The following is a 17429-nucleotide window of genomic DNA, read 5'->3' as shown; positions in this document are numbered from 1 at the left end:
TTTGAGGAGATAGCATGATCGTTCGTCCCGTACGCAGCAGCGATTTACCCGCTCTGATCGACCTGGCCCGCAGCACCGGCACCGGCCTGACTACTTTGCCGGCCAACGAAGAGCGCCTGGCCCACCGGGTGGGCTGGGCCGAGAAAACCTTTCGCGGCGAAGCCGGGCGGGGCGATGCGGACTACCTGTTCGTGCTCGAAGACGATAACGGCCGCGTGGTGGGGATTTCCGCCATTGCCGGCGCGGTCGGCTTGCGCGAGCCCTGGTACAACTTCCGGGTCGGCCTGACGGTCAGCGCTTCGCAAGAACTGAACATCTACCGCGAAATTCCGACGCTGTTCCTGGCCAACGACCTGACCGGTAACTCCGAGTTGTGCTCGCTGTTCCTGCACGCCGATTACCGCAGTGGCCTCAATGGCCGCCTGTTGGCCAAGGCGCGGATGTTGTTCATCGCCGAATTCCCGCAGCTGTTTGGCAACAAGATCATTGCCGAAATGCGCGGTGTGTCCGACGACGCCGGGCGTTCGCCGTTCTGGGAAAGCCTGGGTCGGCACTTCTTCAAAATGGAATTCAGCCAGGCGGATTACCTGACGGGCGTAGGCAACAAGGCGTTTATCGCCGAACTGATGCCGAAGTTTCCGCTGTACACCTGCTTCCTGTCGCCAGACGCGCGCAACGTGATCGGTAAGGTTCACCCGGACACCGAGCCGGCCCTGTCCATGCTCAAAAGCGAAGGTTTCAGCTACCAGGGTTACGTCGACATCTTCGACGCAGGCCCGTCGGTGGAGTGTGAAACCGGCAAGATCCGCGCGGTACGCGACAGCCAGGCGCTGGTGCTGGCCATTGGCACGCCGGGCGACGACGCCACGCCATTCCTGATTCACAACCGCAAGCGCGAAGACTGCCGGGTCACTGCCGCACCTGCACGCTTCGCTGCCGGGACGTTGGTGGTCGATCAGTTGACCGCCAAACGCCTTCAACTCAACGCCGGCGACCAAGTGCGCGCGGTTCCGTTGTCCGCTGCTCGGGAGTCGAAATAATGAATTCGCTATACATCGCCGGTGAATGGCTGGCCGGCCAGGGTGACGCTTTCCAATCGCTGAACCCGGTCACCCAACAAGTGCTGTGGACCGGCGAAGGCGCCACCACCGCTCAGGTTGAATCCGCCGTGCAAGCTGCGCGTCAGGCGTTTCCGGGCTGGGCCCGTCGCACCCTGGACGAGCGCATCACCGTGCTCGAAGCCTTTGCCGCTGCCCTGAAAAACCACGCTGACGAACTGGCCCGCTGCATCGGTGAAGAAACCGGTAAACCGCTGTGGGAATCGGCGACCGAAGTCACCAGCATGGTCAACAAGATTGCGATCTCGGTGCAGAGCTACCGTGAGCGTACCGGCGAGAAGAGCGGCCCGTTGGGCGACGCCACCGCCGTGCTACGTCACAAGCCACACGGTGTGGTCGCGGTGTTTGGCCCTTACAACTTCCCGGGCCATTTGCCGAACGGTCACATCGTGCCGGCGTTGCTGGCGGGTAACAGCGTGCTGTTCAAGCCAAGCGAATTGACGCCGAAAGTCGCCGAGCTGACGGTCAAGTGCTGGATCGAAGCCGGCCTGCCGGCGGGCGTGCTGAACTTGCTGCAAGGCGCGCGCGAAACCGGTATTGCCCTGGCGGCGAATCCGGGGATCGACGGTCTGTTCTTCACCGGTTCAAGTCGCACCGGTAATCACCTGCATCAACAATTTGCCGGGCGTCCGGACAAGATTCTTGCGCTGGAAATGGGCGGCAACAATCCATTGGTCGTCGATGAAGTGGCTGATCTCGATGCCGCCGTTTACACGATTATTCAGTCGGCGTTCATCTCTGCCGGTCAGCGTTGCACTTGCGCCCGCCGCCTGCTGGTGCCGCAAGGCGCCTGGGGCGACACGTTGCTGGCGCGCCTGGTGGCGGTCAGCGCGACAATTGACGTCGGTGCGTTCGATCAGACGCCCGCGCCGTTCATGGGCTCGGTGATTTCCCTTGGCGCGGCGAAAGCGCTGATGGATGCCCAGGAACATTTGTTGGCCAACGGCGCCGTCGCGCTGCTGGAAATGACTCAGCCCCAGGCTCAGGCCGCATTGCTGACCCCGGGTATTCTGGACGTGACGGCGGTGGCTGACCGTCCTGACGAAGAGCTGTTCGGCCCCTTGTTGCAAGTGATCCGCTACGCTGATTTTGAAGCGGCGATCGCTGAAGCCAACGACACCGACTATGGCCTGGCGGCCGGTTTGCTCTCGGATTCCGAAGCGCGTTATCAGCAGTTCTGGCTGGAAAGCCGCGCCGGTATCGTCAACTGGAACAAACAGCTGACCGGCGCCGCGAGCAGCGCGCCATTCGGCGGCGTCGGCGCCTCGGGCAACCACCGCGCCAGCGCCTACTACGCGGCAGATTACTGCGCGTACCCGGTGGCTTCGCTGGAAACCCCGAGCCTGGTGATGCCTGCGACGCTTACGCCTGGCGTGAAAATGGCGTAACGGCCATTCGCGAGCAAGCCCGCTCCCACATTGGAATGCATTTCCCTGTGGGAGCGGGCTTGCTCGCGAAGGCCGCGCCTCGGTCTTACTGAATTGTTACCCGATGCCTATAAAAACAGATTCTCGTGGAGCCTCGCTGATGAAATCCTATGAAGTCAATTTTGACGGTCTAGTGGGGCCGACCCATAACTACGGCGGCCTGTCCTACGGCAACGTCGCGTCCCAGAGCAACAGCCAGCAGTCTTCGAACCCGAAGGAAGCCGCGCTGCAAGGCCTGGCGAAAATGAAAGCGCTGATGGAAATGGGCTTTCAACAAGGTGTACTGGCGCCGCAAGAACGCCCGGATGTCGCCGCTTTGCGCCGTTTGGGTTTCAGCGGCACCGATGCCCAGGTGATCGAGGAGGCCGCTAAAGAGGCGATGCCGCTGCTGGTCGCCAGTTGCTCGGCGTCGAGCATGTGGGTGGCCAACGCCGCCACGGTCAGCCCGAGCGCCGACACTGCGGACGGTCGTGTGCATTTCACTGCGGCCAACCTGAACTGCAAATACCACCGCAGCATCGAGCACCCGACCACCAGCCGCGTGCTGGGCGCGATGTTCGCTGATCAGAAGCACTTCGCTCACCACGCCGCCTTGCCGGCCGTGGCACAGTTTGGCGACGAAGGCGCGGCCAACCACACCCGTTTTTGCCGCGAATATGGTGAAGCCGGGGTCGAGTTCTTCGTGTTCGGTCGCAGCGCTTTCGATAACCGCTACCCGGCACCGCAGAAATACCCGGCGCGCCAGACCCTCGAAGCCTCCCAGGCCGTTGCTCGATTGCACGGCTTGAGCGATGACGGCGTGGTGTATGCCCAGCAGAACCCGTCGGTGATCGATCAAGGCGTGTTCCACAACGACGTGATCGCTGTGGGTAATGGCGAAGTCTTGTTCTATCACGAGGACGCGTTCCTCGACACCGAACAGATGCTGGCCGAACTTTCCGGAAAACTCGCCAAAGTCGGTGGGAAATTTCAGTCTGTCTGCGTACCGCGTTCGGCGGTCAGCGTAGAAGACGCGGTTCGGTCCTACCTGTTCAATAGCCAACTGCTGTCGCGTCCTGACGGCTCCATGCTCTTGATCGTGCCGGAAGAATGTCGTGGCAACGAGCGCGTCTGGCAGTACCTGCAAGGTTTGACCAGCTCTGGCGGGCTGATTCGCGAAGTGAAAGTCTTTGATCTGAAACAGAGCATGCAGAACGGCGGTGGCCCGGCTTGCCTGAGACTTCGCGTGGCCCTCAACGAAACCGAACTGGCGGCGGTCAATCCAGGGGTTATCATGACAGCACCGTTGTACGGCACGCTGACCGAATGGGTCGACAAGCATTACCGCGACCGCATGACCGAAAACGATCTGGCGGACCCGCAATTGCTGCTTGAATGCCGGACGGCACTGGATGAATTGACGCAAATCCTTAAACTGGGCGCGGTTTATCCATTCCAGATCAATTAAGGGCTGGCGGGCTCTTGTAAGGGGCACGCCGCTTTTATCTCCAAACGAGAGCGTAATAGACATGAGCGATACCCTGCAGCTGATCCTTGAAGACACCGACGGCACGCAATTGGAAACCTCCTGCACCCGCGTTGCGGTTATGTGGCAAGGCAAAGAGCTGTGGATCCAGCAAGACGGCCGCGGCCAATTGCTGATCGGCGTGGACGTCGAAGAAGGCGATGCCGAATACGCAAACCTGCTGCTGCGCCCATTGGCGACTAATCTGGTAAGTCTGCAACTGGAAATGGAACCGGCCGAAGTCGGTGACGAAGACCACGTGCACGGCCCGGATTGCGCACACGACCACTAAGGAAACCGCTCTATGCTCGCCCTCGGCAAACTGCTTGAACTGACCCTCGCCGGCCGCGAACCGGCGGAGAAGACTCAACTGACTGTCGAAGGCGTGCGGATGCGCTGGTTGAGCGAAGGTGCGCTGGAAGTCCGGCCACCTGAAGCTCGCGACAATGGCCTGGACCTGCTGCTCTCGGCTGGCATCCATGGCAACGAAACAGCGCCGATCGAGTTGCTTGATCGCCTGTTGCATGACATCGCCCGCGGCGATCTCAAACCGCGCGCACGCATTCTGTTTCTGTTCGGCAACCCCGAGGCCATCCGCCGCGGCGAGCGTTTTATCGAGCAGGACGTCAATCGGCTGTTCAACGGCCGTCACGAACAAAGCAGTGGTTCCGAAGCCCTGCGCGCCTGTGAATTGGAGCGACTGGCGGCGAGTTTCTTCAGCCTGCCGGACCGCAAGCGGTTGCACTACGACCTGCACACCGCGATTCGTGGCTCGAAAATCGAGCAGTTCGCGCTGTATCCGTGGAAAGAAGACCGCCAGCATTCACGCCTGGAACTGGCTCGCCTGCGTGCCGCCGGCATGGAAGCGGTGCTGCTGCAGAACAAGCCGTCCATCGTGTTCAGCTCCTATACCTACGACAAGCTCGGCGCCGAGTCCTTTACCCTCGAGTTGGGCAAGGCCCGGCCCTTCGGGCAGAACGCCGGGGTCAATGTCGATCTGCTGGAAACCCGCCTCAAACAGATCATCGAAGGCAACGAACCAGAACCGGCCGAAGCGTCTCTGGACGGTTTGCAGTTGTTCAGTGTGGCGCGGGAGATCATCAAGCACAGCGACAGCTTCCGCTTGAACCTGCCAGCGGACATCGAGAACTTTTCGGAACTGGAAGTGGGTTACGTGCTGGCCGAAGACATCGCCCAGACTCGCTGGATCATCGAAGAGAAGGGCGCCCGGATCATCTTCCCGAACCCCAAGGTGAAAAACGGCCTGCGTGCCGGCATCCTGATTGTGCCGACGACCGACGAAAACCTGGCTTGACAGCAATCTCAAACCCAACACAAAAAAAGTGGGAGCGGACTTGCTCGCGAAGGCGGCTCTACATTCAACGCACATGTTGACTGTCAGTCCATTTTCGCGAGCAAGCCCGCTCCCACATTTTGATTTGGGTGAAGCCAAAAGCCGCACCCACATCAGAGGTTTCGTGTTTAGACCGCTACTGCGCGTGGCTCACTACGACGCAGCGCACGCGTCTTGTGCAACGTATCCGCACACGTCTTCGCTGCTTCCTGACCTTTATGCACGAAATGCTCGAAGAAAAACTTCTGATGTTCTTCGCCGGCATGGAAGTGGTGCGGGGTCAGGACTACCGAGAATACCGGTACTTCAGTTTCCAGCTGAACCTGCATCAGGCCGCTGATCACTGATTGGGCGACGAATTCGTGACGGTAGATCCCGCCGTCTACCACCAGGCCTGCGGCAACGATGCCGGCATAACGCCCGGATTTGGCCAGCAGTTTGGCGTGCAGCGGGATTTCAAAGGCGCCGCCGACTTCGAAGAAATCGATATCCGATTCCTGATAACCCTGAGCGATCATTTCGGCGACGAAGCCTTTACGGCTCTGGTCGACGATTTCCTTGTGCCAGCAGGCCTGGATGAACGCGACGCGCTCGCCCTGATGGTTTTTGCTTTTGCTATCGATTGCGGTGGGTTGCATGTTCTGGTTCCTGTTTGTGTGAAAAACAGGGCTTATGAATCGAATGGGATTTAAGGGTACGCACGCTCGCAAAAATGCGTGCAAACGGCCCTTTGGCGCCAATCCCGTTCTCTCTTCATCCGGACTATGACCGTCGGCCCCGGGATCACACCGGGTCTGCTGACCTTGCCGCCAGTCACTGCCGAAGCCGTGCTGTCACCAAGCGCTCGCGGGCTATGCGCATTGCGCGCAATTACCGCCGGTGGGGAGTTGCACCCCGCCCTGAGAACGTTTTGCCGCCAGATTGTTTGGCGGCGAAGCGTTTTTACCACATATTTCTCGGCTGCGCATTGCTGCTTTCTGATGATTGATATCGAGTTTTTCGAAGGTGCAATGAGCCTTTTCCTCGCCCAAGGGTTGATTATTCGTCGGCATGACCGCAGTAATTCCCCTTGGAAAGCGACTTCCCCTGATTACCGAGGCCAGATTTATGAGCGTTATCGATCTTCGCAGCGACACCGTTACCCAACCGACCGCCGGAATGCTCGACGCGATGGCCAAGGCGGCCACGGGGGATGACGTTTACGGTGAAGATCCGACGGTCAATCGTCTGGAAGCGGAACTGGCAAAACGGCTGGGTTTTGACGCCGCGCTGTTCGTTCCGACGGGCACCATGAGTAACTTGCTGGGCTTGATGGCCCATTGCGAGCGTGGTGAGGAATACATCGTCGGCCAACAAGCCCACACCTATAAGTACGAAGGTGGCGGTGCAGCGGTACTCGGCTCGATCCAGCCGCAGCCGCTGGAAGTGCAGGCCGATGGCTCGCTGGACCTGGCTCACGTGGCCGCCGCGATCAAACCCGACGACTTCCATTTCGCCCGCACCCGTTTACTCGCCCTGGAAAACACCATGCAGGGCAAGGTCCTGCCGCTGGAATATCTGGCTCGGGCGCGTAGCTTCACCCACGAACATGGCCTGGCTCTGCACCTGGACGGCGCGCGTCTCTACAACGCCGCTGTCAAACTGGGTGTCGATGCCCGTGAGATTGCCCAGTACTTCGATTCCGTATCGGTCTGCCTGTCCAAAGGCTTGGGTGCACCTGTTGGTTCGGTGCTTTGCGGTACGACCGAGCTGATCGCCAAGGCACGCCGTCTGCGCAAAATGGTCGGCGGTGGCATGCGTCAGGCCGGGATTCTGGCGGCGGCAGGGTTGTATGCTCTGGACAACAACGTTCAGCGCCTGGCCGAGGACCACGCCAATGCACAATTTCTGGCAGAAGGCCTGCGGAGCGCCGGTTACGACGTCGAGCCGGTGCAGACCAACATGGTTTACGTCGCAATGGGCGACAAAGCCGAGGCCATCAAGGCATTCGCGGGCGAGCGCGGCATCAAGCTGAGCGCCGCCGGCCGTCTGCGAATGGTCACGCACATGGACGTCAGTCGTGCACAAATCGAGCAAGTCGTCGCTACATTCGTCGAGTTTTCGCGCAACTGACAGCGTTAGCCGTCCAATTGACCGTTTCTATCGTATAAACACGCTGTACCCCGCGCGCAGGGCCGATATAATGCGGCCCTTTGCCGTCGCTTCGTCTGTTGACGTTTTGCACAGGCCTTTGGCCGCAGCCTCCGTGGAAGAACCTAATGAAAAGCGCAGAAATCCGTGAAGCCTTCCTTCGCTTCTTCGAAGAGCAAGGCCACACCCGTGTAGCCTCCAGCTCTTTGATTCCGGGCAACGACCCAACCCTGCTGTTCACTAACGCGGGGATGAACCAGTTCAAGGACTGCTTCCTGGGCCAGGAAAAACGTGCGTACACCCGCGCGACCAGCAGCCAGAAATGCGTGCGCGCCGGTGGCAAGAACAGTGACCTGGAAAACGTCGGTTATACCGCTCGTCACCACACGTTTTTTGAAATGCTGGGTAACTTCAGCTTCGGTGACTATTTCAAGCACGACGCGATCACCTACGCCTGGACCTTCCTGACCGGTGTCCTGAAACTGCCCAAAGAAAAACTCTGGGTAACCGTCTATGCCTCGGATGACGAGGCCTATGACATCTGGACCCGGCAGATCGGTGTGCCAGTCGAGCGCATGATTCGCATCGGCGACAACAAGGGCGCGCCGTACGCGTCCGACAACTTCTGGACTATGGGCGATACCGGCCCGTGCGGTCCTTGCACCGAGATTTTCTACGATCACGGCGACCACATCTGGGGCGGCCCGCCGGGTTCGCCGGAAGAAGACGGCGACCGTTACATCGAGATCTGGAACAACGTGTTCATGCAGTTCAACCGCACCGCCGACGGCGTGTTGCATCCGCTGCCAGCGCCATCGGTAGACACCGGCATGGGCCTGGAGCGGATCAGTGCGGTGATGCAGCACGTTCATTCCAACTATGAAATCGACCTGTTCAAGAACCTGCTGAGCGCATCGGCCCAGGCCATTGGTTGCAGCAATGACGACCAGTCTTCGCTCAAGGTGGTTTCCGACCACATCCGTTCCTGCGGTTTTCTGATCGCTGACGGCGTGCTGCCGTCCAACGAAGGTCGCGGCTACGTGCTGCGCCGGATCATTCGTCGCGCGTGCCGTCACGGTAACAAGCTGGGCGCGACCGGCAGCTTTTTCTACAAGATCGTTGCGGCGCTGGTTGCCGAGATGGGCGAAGCCTTCCCGGAACTCAAGCAGCAACAATCCAACATCGAGCGCGTACTCAAGGCCGAAGAAGAGCAGTTCTCCAAGACCCTGGAGCACGGCCTGAAGATTCTCGAGCAGGATCTGCTGGAACTCAAAGGCACCGTGGTGCCGGGCGACGTGGTGTTCAAGCTGTATGACACCTACGGTTTCCCGATGGACCTGACCGCCGACATCGCCCGCGAACGCAACCTGACCGTCGACGAAGTTGGCTTCGAACGCGAAATGGAAGCCCAGCGCGTGCGTGCCCGTTCGGCCAGTTCGTTCGGTCTGGACTACAACACGCTGGTCAAGGTTGACGTGGCGACCGAATTCACCGGCTACAAAGCCACCAGTGGTTCGGCGAAAATTGTCGCTATCTATAAAGATGGGCAGTCGGTCGACGTACTCAGTGAAGGCGAAGAGGGCGTGATCGTTCTCAATCAGACGCCTTTCTACGCCGAGTCCGGTGGCCAGATTGGCGATTGCGGTTATCTGCAAGTCGGTAGCAGCCGTTTCGACGTGCGCGACACCACCAAGACCGGCGGTGCCTTCCTGCACCACGGTGTGGCTGTGTTGGGCAGCCTGACCATCGGTGCGCCGGTTGAGACGCACGTCGATGCCGAAGTCCGTCACGCCACATCGCTGAACCACTCGGCGACGCACTTGCTACACGCTGCATTGCGTCAGGTGCTGGGCGAACACGTTCAGCAGAAAGGTTCGCTGGTCGACAGTCAGCGCCTGCGCTTCGACTTCAGCCACTTCGAAGCCATCAAGCCTGAGCAGTTGAAGGCGCTGGAAGATATCGTCAACGCCGAGATTCGCAAGAACTCCGCGGTTGAAACCGAAGAAACCGACATTGAAACCGCCAAGCAAAAAGGCGCCATGGCGCTGTTTGGCGAGAAGTACGGCGACAACGTGCGCGTACTGAGCATGGGCGGTGATTTCTCCGTCGAGCTGTGCGGTGGCATCCACGCCAACCGTACCGGCGACATCGGCCTGTTGAAAATCATCAGCGAAGGCGGTGTGGCCTCCGGCGTGCGTCGTATCGAAGCGGTCACCGGCGCCGCGGCGCTGGCATACTTGAACGCTGCGGAAGAACAACTCAAGGAAGCGGCTAACCTGGTCAAGGGCAGTCGCGACAACCTGATCGACAAGCTGTCGGCTGTGCTGGAGCGCAACCGTCTGCTGGAGAAGCAACTCGAGCAGTTGCAGGCCAAGGCTGCCAGCGCGGCGGGCGACGATCTGTCGGCTTCCGCCCTGGATGTCAAAGGCGTGAAAGTGCTGGCCGTGCGTCTGGACGGTCAGGACGGCAAGGCGCTGCTGGCGCTGGTCGATCAATTGAAGAACAAACTCGGCCGCGCAGTGATCCTGCTCGGCAGTGTCCATGAGGAAAAGGTCGTTCTGGTTGCAGGCGTAACCAAAGACCTGACTGGCCAACTCAAAGCCGGTGATTTGATGAAGCAAGCCGCTGCGGCAGTGGGCGGGAAGGGCGGTGGTCGTCCGGACATGGCGCAGGGCGGTGGTGTAGACGCCGGCGCGCTGGACGCGGCATTGGCCCTGACCGTTCCATTTGTAGAGCAGGGTTTATAAGGCGGTTTGCCGAACCCGTGGTCTAGTGACGGGTTCGGCAACTGTTTGAGTGATTATTGGGCGCCCTTCATGGGCAGAGGCGGCTTTGAAATGGCTTTGATCGTACAGAAATTTGGAGGCACCTCGGTCGGCACTGTCGAGAGAATCGAGCAGGTCGCCGACAAGGTTAAGAAATTCCGCGAAGCCGGCGATGACCTGGTGGTTGTGCTGTCTGCAATGAGCGGTGAGACCAACCGTCTGATCGAACTGGCCAAGCAAATCAGTGGCGACGGTCAGCCGGTTCCTCGTGAGCTGGACGTGATTGTCTCCACCGGCGAGCAGGTGACGATTGCCCTGCTGGCCATGGCGCTGATCAAGCGCGGCGTGCCTGCGGTGTCCTACACCGGTAACCAGGTTCGGATTCTGACGGACAGCGCGCACAATAAAGCGCGTATCTTGCAGATTGACGATCAGAAGATTCGTGGTGACCTGAAGGCCGGTCGTGTGGTGGTTGTCGCCGGTTTCCAGGGCGTCGACGAGCACGGCAACATCACCACCCTCGGTCGTGGCGGTTCCGACACCACCGGCGTGGCGCTGGCAGCGGCCTTGAAGGCTGACGAATGCCAGATCTACACCGATGTGGACGGCGTCTACACCACCGACCCACGCGTGGTGTCCGTGGCCCAGCGCCTGGACAAGATTACCTTTGAAGAGATGCTGGAAATGGCCAGCCTCGGTTCCAAGGTGTTGCAGATCCGTGCGGTGGAATTCGCCGGCAAGTACAACGTTCCGCTGCGCGTACTGCACAGCTTCAAGGAGGGTCCGGGCACCCTCATTACTATTGATGAAGAGGAAACCATGGAACAGCCGATCATTTCCGGCATCGCTTTCAACCGCGATGAAGCCAAGCTGACCATCCGTGGCGTGCCAGACACCCCGGGTGTTGCGTTCAAGATCCTTGGGCCAATCAGTGGCGCGAACATTGAAGTCGACATGATCGTGCAGAACGTTGCGCACGATAACACCACCGACTTCACCTTCACCGTGCACCGCAATGACTTCCAGGCCGCACAAACCGTGCTGGAAAACACCGCTCGCGAGATCGGTGCCCGTGAGGTCGTTGGTGACATCAAGATCGCCAAGGTCTCGATCGTCGGCGTCGGCATGCGTTCACACGCCGGTGTGGCCAGCCGTATGTTTGAATCCCTGGCCAAGGAAAGCATTAACATCCAGATGATCTCCACCTCGGAAATCAAAGTCTCTGTCGTGATCGAAGAGAAGTACCTGGAACTGGCTGTGCGCGCTCTGCACACGGCTTTCGAACTGGACGCGCCAGCCCGTCAGGGCGAGTGATGCGTTTGCCGAAGGGCGCGGTCTGACCGCGCCCTTCGTCTTTTTTGAATGGCGCGACCCAGGAACTGTTCTTTTGCTCGCGCTGGTCAATACTCAGGCATGTAGGGCTGCGATCGTAACGGTTGTAGGTCGAGTGCCTTTTTTTTGCAGACTGTTGTCCCTGAACTGTAATGCGTGAGGAGAAAGGTATGCTGATTCTGACTCGTCGGTGCGCAGAAAGCCTGATTATTGGTGATGGCGAAATCACTGTGACCGTGCTCGGCGTTAAAGGAAATCAAGTGCGTATTGGCGTTAACGCGCCGAAAGAGGTTGCTGTTCACCGCGAGGAAATCTACCTGCGGATCAAGAAAGAGAAGGACGACGAACCAAGCCATTAATTTTTATCGTTTTTTATGTTTGCAAACGGGGAAAAGGTTGGTTAAGATACGCCCCGTGTTGCGGAGAGCTGGCCGAGTGGCCGAAGGCGCTCCCCTGCTAAGGGAGTACACCTCAAAAGGGTGTCGGGGGTTCGAATCCCCCGTTCTCCGCCATTATTTGCGTAGTACGTTGTAATCTGGCTTCTTCGGTAAGTTGTTGAAATTACTAGAAAAAGTGTTTGACATAGAGATTAGACGGCCTATAATGCGCGGCAACAAATGCACTCGTAGCTCAGCTGGATAGAGTACTCGGCTACGAACCGAGCGGTCACAGGTTCGAATCCTGTCGAGTGCACCATTTAAGAGTTGTTTGCAGTAATGCAAGCGACTTTGCTTCAGCCAGTTGTGGTCTGGTTTAAAAACACAAAATGCACTCGTAGCTCAGCTGGATAGAGTACTCGGCTACGAACCGAGCGGTCACAGGTTCGAATCCTGTCGAGTGCACCAAACACCAAAAAGCCCGCGTTTAACGCGGGCTTTTTGCCGTCTGGGATTTGGCTTTTCCTTTGACGCATCCCTTCTCATCGAAATCGACGTGAGCACTTCGGCCTCGCTTGAGGTCATAGCGATAGCTCGTGGCTGAATTGCGAATACTGATCTTGTCCGGTTTGCCGAGCGCGCTTTCGACGTCCTGCTGGGTCATACCGGCAATGACGCGCTGATTGATGATTGCTGCGCGCCGTTGTTTGGCGTCGATCAGGTTTCCACATTTGTCTTCAAATTGGCCGACAACAGTCGGCGCTCTCCTTTGTTCATGTGTGCCTGAGGTGTCTCGGGTGTTGGCTTCAGGCATTACTGCGACGATGGTGCCTGGCGTGAATGGGCGCACATCCTGAAGTGAAAGGTTCTCTCCAGTCCTGCAGCTCATCGTCGTGAAGGTGATGCGCCCGTCAGGTGCTTCGCACCGGTGAATGGTTGTGGCCAGCGACTCGGGCGACAGGCAGAGCAGGGCGATCAGTAAAAGAAGGTATGTGTTCGATGGCATTCGGCGTCCTCCATGACGTTTCGCATAAAGGGTAGCCGCTACATTTTCAGGTGGCGGTGTGTTTTCTTTTCAGGATGAGTCGTCGCAGATTGATGGATAAGGGCAGCGCTCAGGTTTGTCTTGCAAGCGCTTGTTTCAACCACGATTTTTTAACGTTTTAAACCGTCAGGCGGTGTATCATTGCGCCCGTCAGCCCCGCCGGGGCTTGTGGAAAACCTCCATGGACTTACCCAGTAGTTACTCAGTACCCCGTTTTTCCAATCATGAATTGACTGATTGATCCTTCCGGCGTGCCCCGCTGCTGGGAGTGGAGTTCGCCTATGTCTGAAGTTGAAGTAAAGAAAACGCAAGAAAGCCTGCAAGACCGCCTCGCTCAAGTCGTTGAGCTGCTGCAGCGTCAGCGGGTGGTCGAAGACCTGACTCATCGCCAGGAAGGTCCGCATCACGACCGGGTCGAGAACCTGGTACACCGGCAAAACCTCGTCGAGCTGCAACGCAAGCTCGATGATCTGCACTCCGCTGACGTTGCCTACATCCTTGAAGCCTTGCCGCTGGACGATCGTCTGACGCTCTGGCAATTGGTCAAGGCTGACCGTGACGGCGACATCCTTCTCGAAGTATCCGATTCGGTGCGTGAAACGCTGATCGCCGACATGGACGATCACGAGCTCCTGGCTGCGGCCAAGGACATGGATGCTGACGAACTTGCTGACCTGGCCTCCGAGCTGCCGCGAGACGTCGTCCATGAGCTGATGGAAACCCTTGATGGCCAACAGCGTGAGCGCGTTCGCTCCGCGTTGTCTTACGACGAGGAGCAGGTCGGTGCGCTGATGGACTTCGAAATGGTGACGATCCGTGAGGATGTCAGTCTCGAAGTGGTTCTGCGCTATCTGCGTCGCCTTAAAGAGTTGCCGGGTCATACCGACAAATTGTTCGTGGTTGACTACGACGGCGTGCTCAAGGGCGTGTTGCCGATCAAGCGTTTACTGGTCAACGATCCGGATAAACAGGTGGCTGAAGTCATGGCCAGCGATCCGGTGAGTTTTCACCCGGACGAGGATGCCTACGACGCTGCCCAGGCGTTCGAGCGTTACGACTTGATTTCCGCGCCTGTGGTCGACAAAAACGGCAAGTTGATCGGTCGTCTGACCATCGATGAAATGGTTGACCTGATTCGTGAAGAGAGCGAAAACGAAGTTCTCAACATGGCGGGTCTGCGCGAAGAAGAAGATATTTTCGCGTCAGTCTGGAAATCCCTGCGTAACCGCTGGTCCTGGCTGGCGGTGAACCTGGTGACAGCGTTTGTGGCATCCCGGGTCATCGGCCTGTTTGAAGGCTCTATCGAGAAGTTGGTGGCGCTCGCGGCATTGATGCCGATCGTGGCGGGTATTGGCGGCAATTCGGGCAACCAGACGATCACCATGATCGTCCGGGCCATGGCGCTGGATCAGGTCAGTACCGGTAATACCTCGCGCCTGATGCGCAAGGAGCTTGCGGTGGGTTTGATCAATGGCTTGGTCTGGGGTGGGGTGATTGGTGTCGTCGCTTATCTGCTCTATGGCAGCTGGTCCCTTGGGGTGGTAATGACGGCGGCGATGACGCTCAACCTGTTGCTGGCGGCGTTGATGGGGGTCTTGATCCCCATGACCCTGGCGCGCATGGGGCGCGACCCGGCAATGGGCGCCAGTGTGATGATCACGGCCATGACGGACAGTGGCGGGTTCTTCATCTTCCTGGGGTTGGCGACAATCTTCCTGCTCTGACTCGCAATTTGAAACCCGCCAGATTGGCGGGTTTTTTTATGGTGCGCCAGGCATGGCACGTTGCGCGCAAGCGCAACCAGCTTGTGGGATCGACTGGGACTGGTCTCGATACTGGATACGATCAACCGGCTTAGCCGTGTAACCTGAACCGCCGTATACGGAACCGTATGTACGGTGGTGTGAGAGGACGGCGGATGTAAATCCGCCTCCTACTCGATCCCCGAATTCGAGGCAAAAAAAAGCCAGCGATTATGCTGGCTTGAATTTTTTGGGTGGATCAGGACGCGTCTGCGGCCATTTCAGCGTCATGGGCAATCAGCGAAACAAGCGCGTTCTGCTGACGGTGGGAGAGTTGGCGGAAACGTTGCAGCAGTTCGCGTTCGTGCAACGACAGCTCTGGGCTGTCCAGGCGCATGCTCAGCTCTTCGCCCAGTGCGCCTTCCTGAATAAGACTCTGCTCAAGGCGCGCAATGATTTCGGAGTTCATGCTGCGATGATGATTGCGAGCCACCTCGGCAATGCGTTCACGCATTCCGTCTGGCAGACGTACGACAAACTTGTCAGCCGTACGGCTGGAATAAATTGCCTGTTTCAATGGGCGCATATATTTAACCGGTTAGTTCAGGGGAGCGGTTCTCGGGATTGGCCGCAGGATGTCTGATAGGACAAGCACTCTGGCCAAATGTTCAACCTGAATTGATAGAGGCTCGCATCATGCCTCAAAGTAGCCAGATCATTGGCGTCAATTCTGTGACAAATATTGAACTGGATAAAGGCGTTATGCCAGCACCAATTATCAGAAATGCGGACTGGTTTGAAAAGTTTGCCTGGTCCGTATCCCTGACCGCGTCCTCTTGCCCAGCAGGTGATGTCCAAGGACGCCTGAAGGCGCATGCTATGCGGGTTCGATCATCGTTCCTTACCTTGTATAGGATAGTGGCAAATGGCCGATTTACTAGAGGCGAACCGTAGTGCGGGGTGATTTCGGGATGGATGGCAGATTAATTTATCTGATGGGGCCTTCCGGATCTGGCAAAGACAGCCTCATTGACGCGGCGCGCGAGCCTTTGCTGGCTCTAGGTTGTGAAGTGGCGCGGCGGGTCATCACGCGTTCGGCCGAGTCCGTGGGCGAGGATGCCGTAGGTGTTTCGTCGGCAGAATTCAAACGGCTCAGAGAGGAGGGTGGCTTTTCGCTTTTCTGGCGAGCCAATGGCCTGGAGTACGGTATTTCCATCGAAATCGATCAGTGGCTCCGAAGCGGACGCCATGTATTGGTTAATGGTTCTCGCGGGCATTTGCCCGTTGCGCTGCAACGTTATCCCGAACTGGTTCCGGTGTTGCTGACGGTTAAGGATGACGTATTACGCGAGAGGTTGTTGCGAAGGGCGCGCGAGGGGCTGGAAGAAATTGAAGCCAGGCTTCAGCGTAATAGACTGTTCTGCGCTGATGATTTGATCGGCGGTGACCACATCTTTCGACTCGATAATTCCGGCGACTTGGCGGCCACGGTTCTCAATCTTCTGAGCTTGGTGAGAATCAGCGTAAAACCGGGTCAAATTTGATTCTGCGGCCAGCGATCAACGCTAGCAAGAACAGCGCACCAAATACACCGCAAGCGATTAAGGGCAGGGTAAGCGTTACTTCCTGGGTTAAGCAGAGGTGAAGAATGCCGCTCAGTATGGCCAGGATAAAAAATCCAGCGGCTGATTTGGACATGCGATGCTCCTGATGGGAAATTCAAAATACCAATCGTTCGGAAGAGTTAGGGGTCGGCAGAGGGCTCTCTTGACTCAATTCCTGATTTACAAAAACGTGCTGATCACTCATTACCGCTAATTGAGGCGCTTTCTGCAGCTGGAGGTAGTGGGGCATTCGCTGGGCAACCACCTTAGAGTCGCCCTCTGGGATGAATTGAAAGCCGAGTAGTGCAGTCAGGGCGATCGCATTCGAGAGTAAAAGGGCGCCGTTCATGGGATTGTCCTCAGTTGTTCTTGGAGAACAGCTGAAGCAGTCCGCATGCCAAGAGTCTAACGACTATTAAGTCCTTTAAAAACAATGGACTAAGACTTCGGCAAAGAAAGGCATCAGTGCAATTTGCAATGATGGCGTTTTGAGGTGATGCAATTTGCACGGTGATCGGTGCCGTGGGGCGTGAGGCGTTTGCCTACACTTAAAAAGCCTAAGGACGACATGACAAAAGCAGGCCTGCCCGTTAACATGCTCGCCGTCCATCGTGCCGCGGTCCTCGCGGGCGACTTCGTGTCTCAGTAGCTCAATTGGATAGAGCATCCCCCTCCTAAGGGGAAGGTTGGCAGTTCGAACCTGCCCTGGGACACCACTTCACTTTAAATCCAGTTCTTTCGACCCTGAATTGTCTTTCCAGACTCCAGTCGCTTCGTGTCCGCGAGTGTTGGGTCTGGCTACGTTTTGGCGGCCGCCTTCTGAGAGGTGGGGGCAGTGGGGATTGCTTCTATATAGAGGCAGTGTTTTTGCGCTCCTTTATAGAAGGGGTCGGGGCTGTTTTCCGGCTTTCTGCAAGCGATTGATAGAAAAGCCGAAATCAGTGCTTGACGGCAGATTCTGGAAGTCTATAATTCGCCCCACTTCCGGCGCAGTCGAAACGGGAAACTCCTTGGTAAACAAAGAGTTACGC

The 17429-nt window shown here is 57.9% G+C and carries 16 protein-coding genes, 4 tRNA genes and 1 riboswitch; of the genes, 15 read left to right on the top strand and 5 right to left on the bottom strand.

Annotated features, from left to right (window positions below):
- The first annotated feature begins 14 nt into the window (after positions 1–14).
- From astA to astE, 5 genes are all read left to right on the top strand, one after another.
- On the top strand, positions 15–1040 hold the full coding sequence (gene astA, locus HB680_RS24745; protein WP_213941046.1) for an arginine N-succinyltransferase: 1026 nt from the start codon (positions 15–17) through the stop codon (positions 1038–1040).
- Positions 1037–2506 carry a succinylglutamate-semialdehyde dehydrogenase gene (astD, locus tag HB680_RS24740; protein ID WP_213941148.1) on the top strand — a complete coding sequence of 490 codons (1470 nt, stop codon included), beginning with the start codon at positions 1037–1039 and terminating at the stop codon, positions 2504–2506. The genes astA and astD overlap by 4 nt, the downstream gene beginning before the upstream one ends.
- Positions 2507–2645: 139 nt before the next feature.
- On the top strand, positions 2646–3992 hold the full coding sequence (astB, locus tag HB680_RS24735) for an N-succinylarginine dihydrolase (RefSeq protein WP_213941045.1): 1347 nt from the start codon (positions 2646–2648) through the stop codon (positions 3990–3992).
- Between the two features lie 61 nt (positions 3993–4053).
- Complete coding sequence (locus HB680_RS24730; RefSeq protein WP_033056735.1) at positions 4054–4341, top strand: hypothetical protein; 288 nt, start codon at positions 4054–4056, stop codon at positions 4339–4341.
- A gap of 12 nt (positions 4342–4353) precedes the next feature.
- Positions 4354–5364: a succinylglutamate desuccinylase gene (gene astE, locus HB680_RS24725; protein WP_213941044.1), complete on the top strand. Its 1011-nt coding sequence runs from the start codon at positions 4354–4356 to the stop codon at positions 5362–5364.
- Between the two features lie 167 nt (positions 5365–5531).
- Here the strand turns inward: astE and HB680_RS24720 are convergent, their stop codons facing one another.
- Positions 5532–6041 (bottom strand): 6,7-dimethyl-8-ribityllumazine synthase, encoded by a 510-nt coding sequence (locus tag HB680_RS24720; protein WP_019582888.1) that lies wholly within the window; start codon positions 6039–6041, stop codon positions 5532–5534.
- Positions 6042–6143: 102 nt separating this feature from the next.
- Positions 6144–6314, bottom strand: a riboswitch (FMN riboswitch).
- 196 nt (positions 6315–6510) lie between these two features.
- Between HB680_RS24720 and ltaE the strand changes: the two genes are divergently transcribed.
- The 7 genes from ltaE (at position 6511) to HB680_RS24685 (ending at position 12475) form a co-directional block, all read left to right on the top strand.
- On the top strand, positions 6511–7515 hold the full coding sequence (gene ltaE / locus HB680_RS24715; RefSeq protein ID WP_213941043.1) for a low-specificity L-threonine aldolase: 1005 nt from the start codon (positions 6511–6513) through the stop codon (positions 7513–7515).
- 146 nt (positions 7516–7661) lie between these two features.
- The gene (gene alaS, locus HB680_RS24710; protein WP_213941042.1) at positions 7662–10280 is read left to right on the top strand and encodes an alanine--tRNA ligase; all 2619 of its coding nucleotides are present in this window, start codon (positions 7662–7664) and stop codon (positions 10278–10280) included.
- 90 nt (positions 10281–10370) lie between these two features.
- Positions 10371–11612 (top strand): aspartate kinase, encoded by a 1242-nt coding sequence (locus HB680_RS24705; RefSeq protein WP_213941041.1) that lies wholly within the window; start codon positions 10371–10373, stop codon positions 11610–11612.
- A 188-nt stretch (positions 11613–11800) separates the two neighbouring features.
- Positions 11801–11989 (top strand): carbon storage regulator CsrA, encoded by a 189-nt coding sequence (csrA, locus tag HB680_RS24700; protein WP_003178872.1) that lies wholly within the window; start codon positions 11801–11803, stop codon positions 11987–11989.
- A 62-nt stretch (positions 11990–12051) separates the two neighbouring features.
- Positions 12052–12142, top strand: a tRNA-Ser gene (locus HB680_RS24695).
- A gap of 107 nt (positions 12143–12249) precedes the next feature.
- Positions 12250–12326 (top strand) — tRNA-Arg (locus HB680_RS24690).
- A gap of 72 nt (positions 12327–12398) precedes the next feature.
- Positions 12399–12475, top strand: a tRNA-Arg gene (locus HB680_RS24685).
- Between the two features lie 19 nt (positions 12476–12494).
- Here HB680_RS24685 and HB680_RS24680 read toward each other — a convergent pair.
- Positions 12495–13013, bottom strand: a complete 519-nt coding sequence (locus HB680_RS24680) for a cell envelope protein SmpA (protein ID WP_213941040.1) — start codon at positions 13011–13013, stop codon at positions 12495–12497.
- A gap of 320 nt (positions 13014–13333) precedes the next feature.
- Between HB680_RS24680 and mgtE the strand changes: the two genes are divergently transcribed.
- Positions 13334–14776 carry a magnesium transporter gene (gene mgtE, locus HB680_RS24675; protein ID WP_213941039.1) on the top strand — a complete coding sequence of 481 codons (1443 nt, stop codon included), beginning with the start codon at positions 13334–13336 and terminating at the stop codon, positions 14774–14776.
- Between the two features lie 277 nt (positions 14777–15053).
- Here the strand turns inward: mgtE and HB680_RS24670 are convergent, their stop codons facing one another.
- A complete protein-coding gene (locus HB680_RS24670) occupies positions 15054–15380 on the bottom strand; it encodes an Arc family DNA-binding protein (RefSeq protein ID WP_003178899.1) in 327 nt (108 codons plus the stop codon).
- A 385-nt stretch (positions 15381–15765) separates the two neighbouring features.
- On the opposite strand from HB680_RS24670, the gene phnN reads away from it, so the two are divergent.
- A complete protein-coding gene (gene phnN, locus HB680_RS24665; protein WP_213941038.1) occupies positions 15766–16338 on the top strand; it encodes a phosphonate metabolism protein/1,5-bisphosphokinase (PRPP-forming) PhnN in 573 nt (190 codons plus the stop codon).
- Here phnN and HB680_RS24660 read toward each other — a convergent pair.
- Both HB680_RS24660 and HB680_RS24655 read right to left on the bottom strand, forming a co-directional pair.
- Positions 16313–16492 (bottom strand): PA3371 family protein, encoded by a 180-nt coding sequence (locus HB680_RS24660; RefSeq protein ID WP_213941037.1) that lies wholly within the window; start codon positions 16490–16492, stop codon positions 16313–16315. The two genes, phnN and HB680_RS24660, sit on opposite strands and share 26 nt — an antisense overlap.
- 21 nt (positions 16493–16513) lie before the next feature.
- Entirely contained in the window at positions 16514–16747 is a 234-nt protein-coding gene (locus HB680_RS24655) for a hypothetical protein (protein WP_213941036.1), read from the bottom strand.
- A 290-nt stretch (positions 16748–17037) separates the two neighbouring features.
- Here HB680_RS24655 and HB680_RS24650 point away from each other — a divergent pair.
- A tRNA-Arg gene (locus HB680_RS24650) sits at positions 17038–17114 on the top strand.
- Positions 17115–17429 lie beyond the last annotated feature (315 nt).

It is taken from the genome of Pseudomonas sp. dw_612 (assembly GCF_018449725.1).
Classification (GTDB): domain Bacteria; phylum Pseudomonadota; class Gammaproteobacteria; order Pseudomonadales; family Pseudomonadaceae; genus Aquipseudomonas.
Note: the sequence above shows the minus strand (reverse complement) of the source record. Positions and strands in the feature narration are given on the sequence as shown.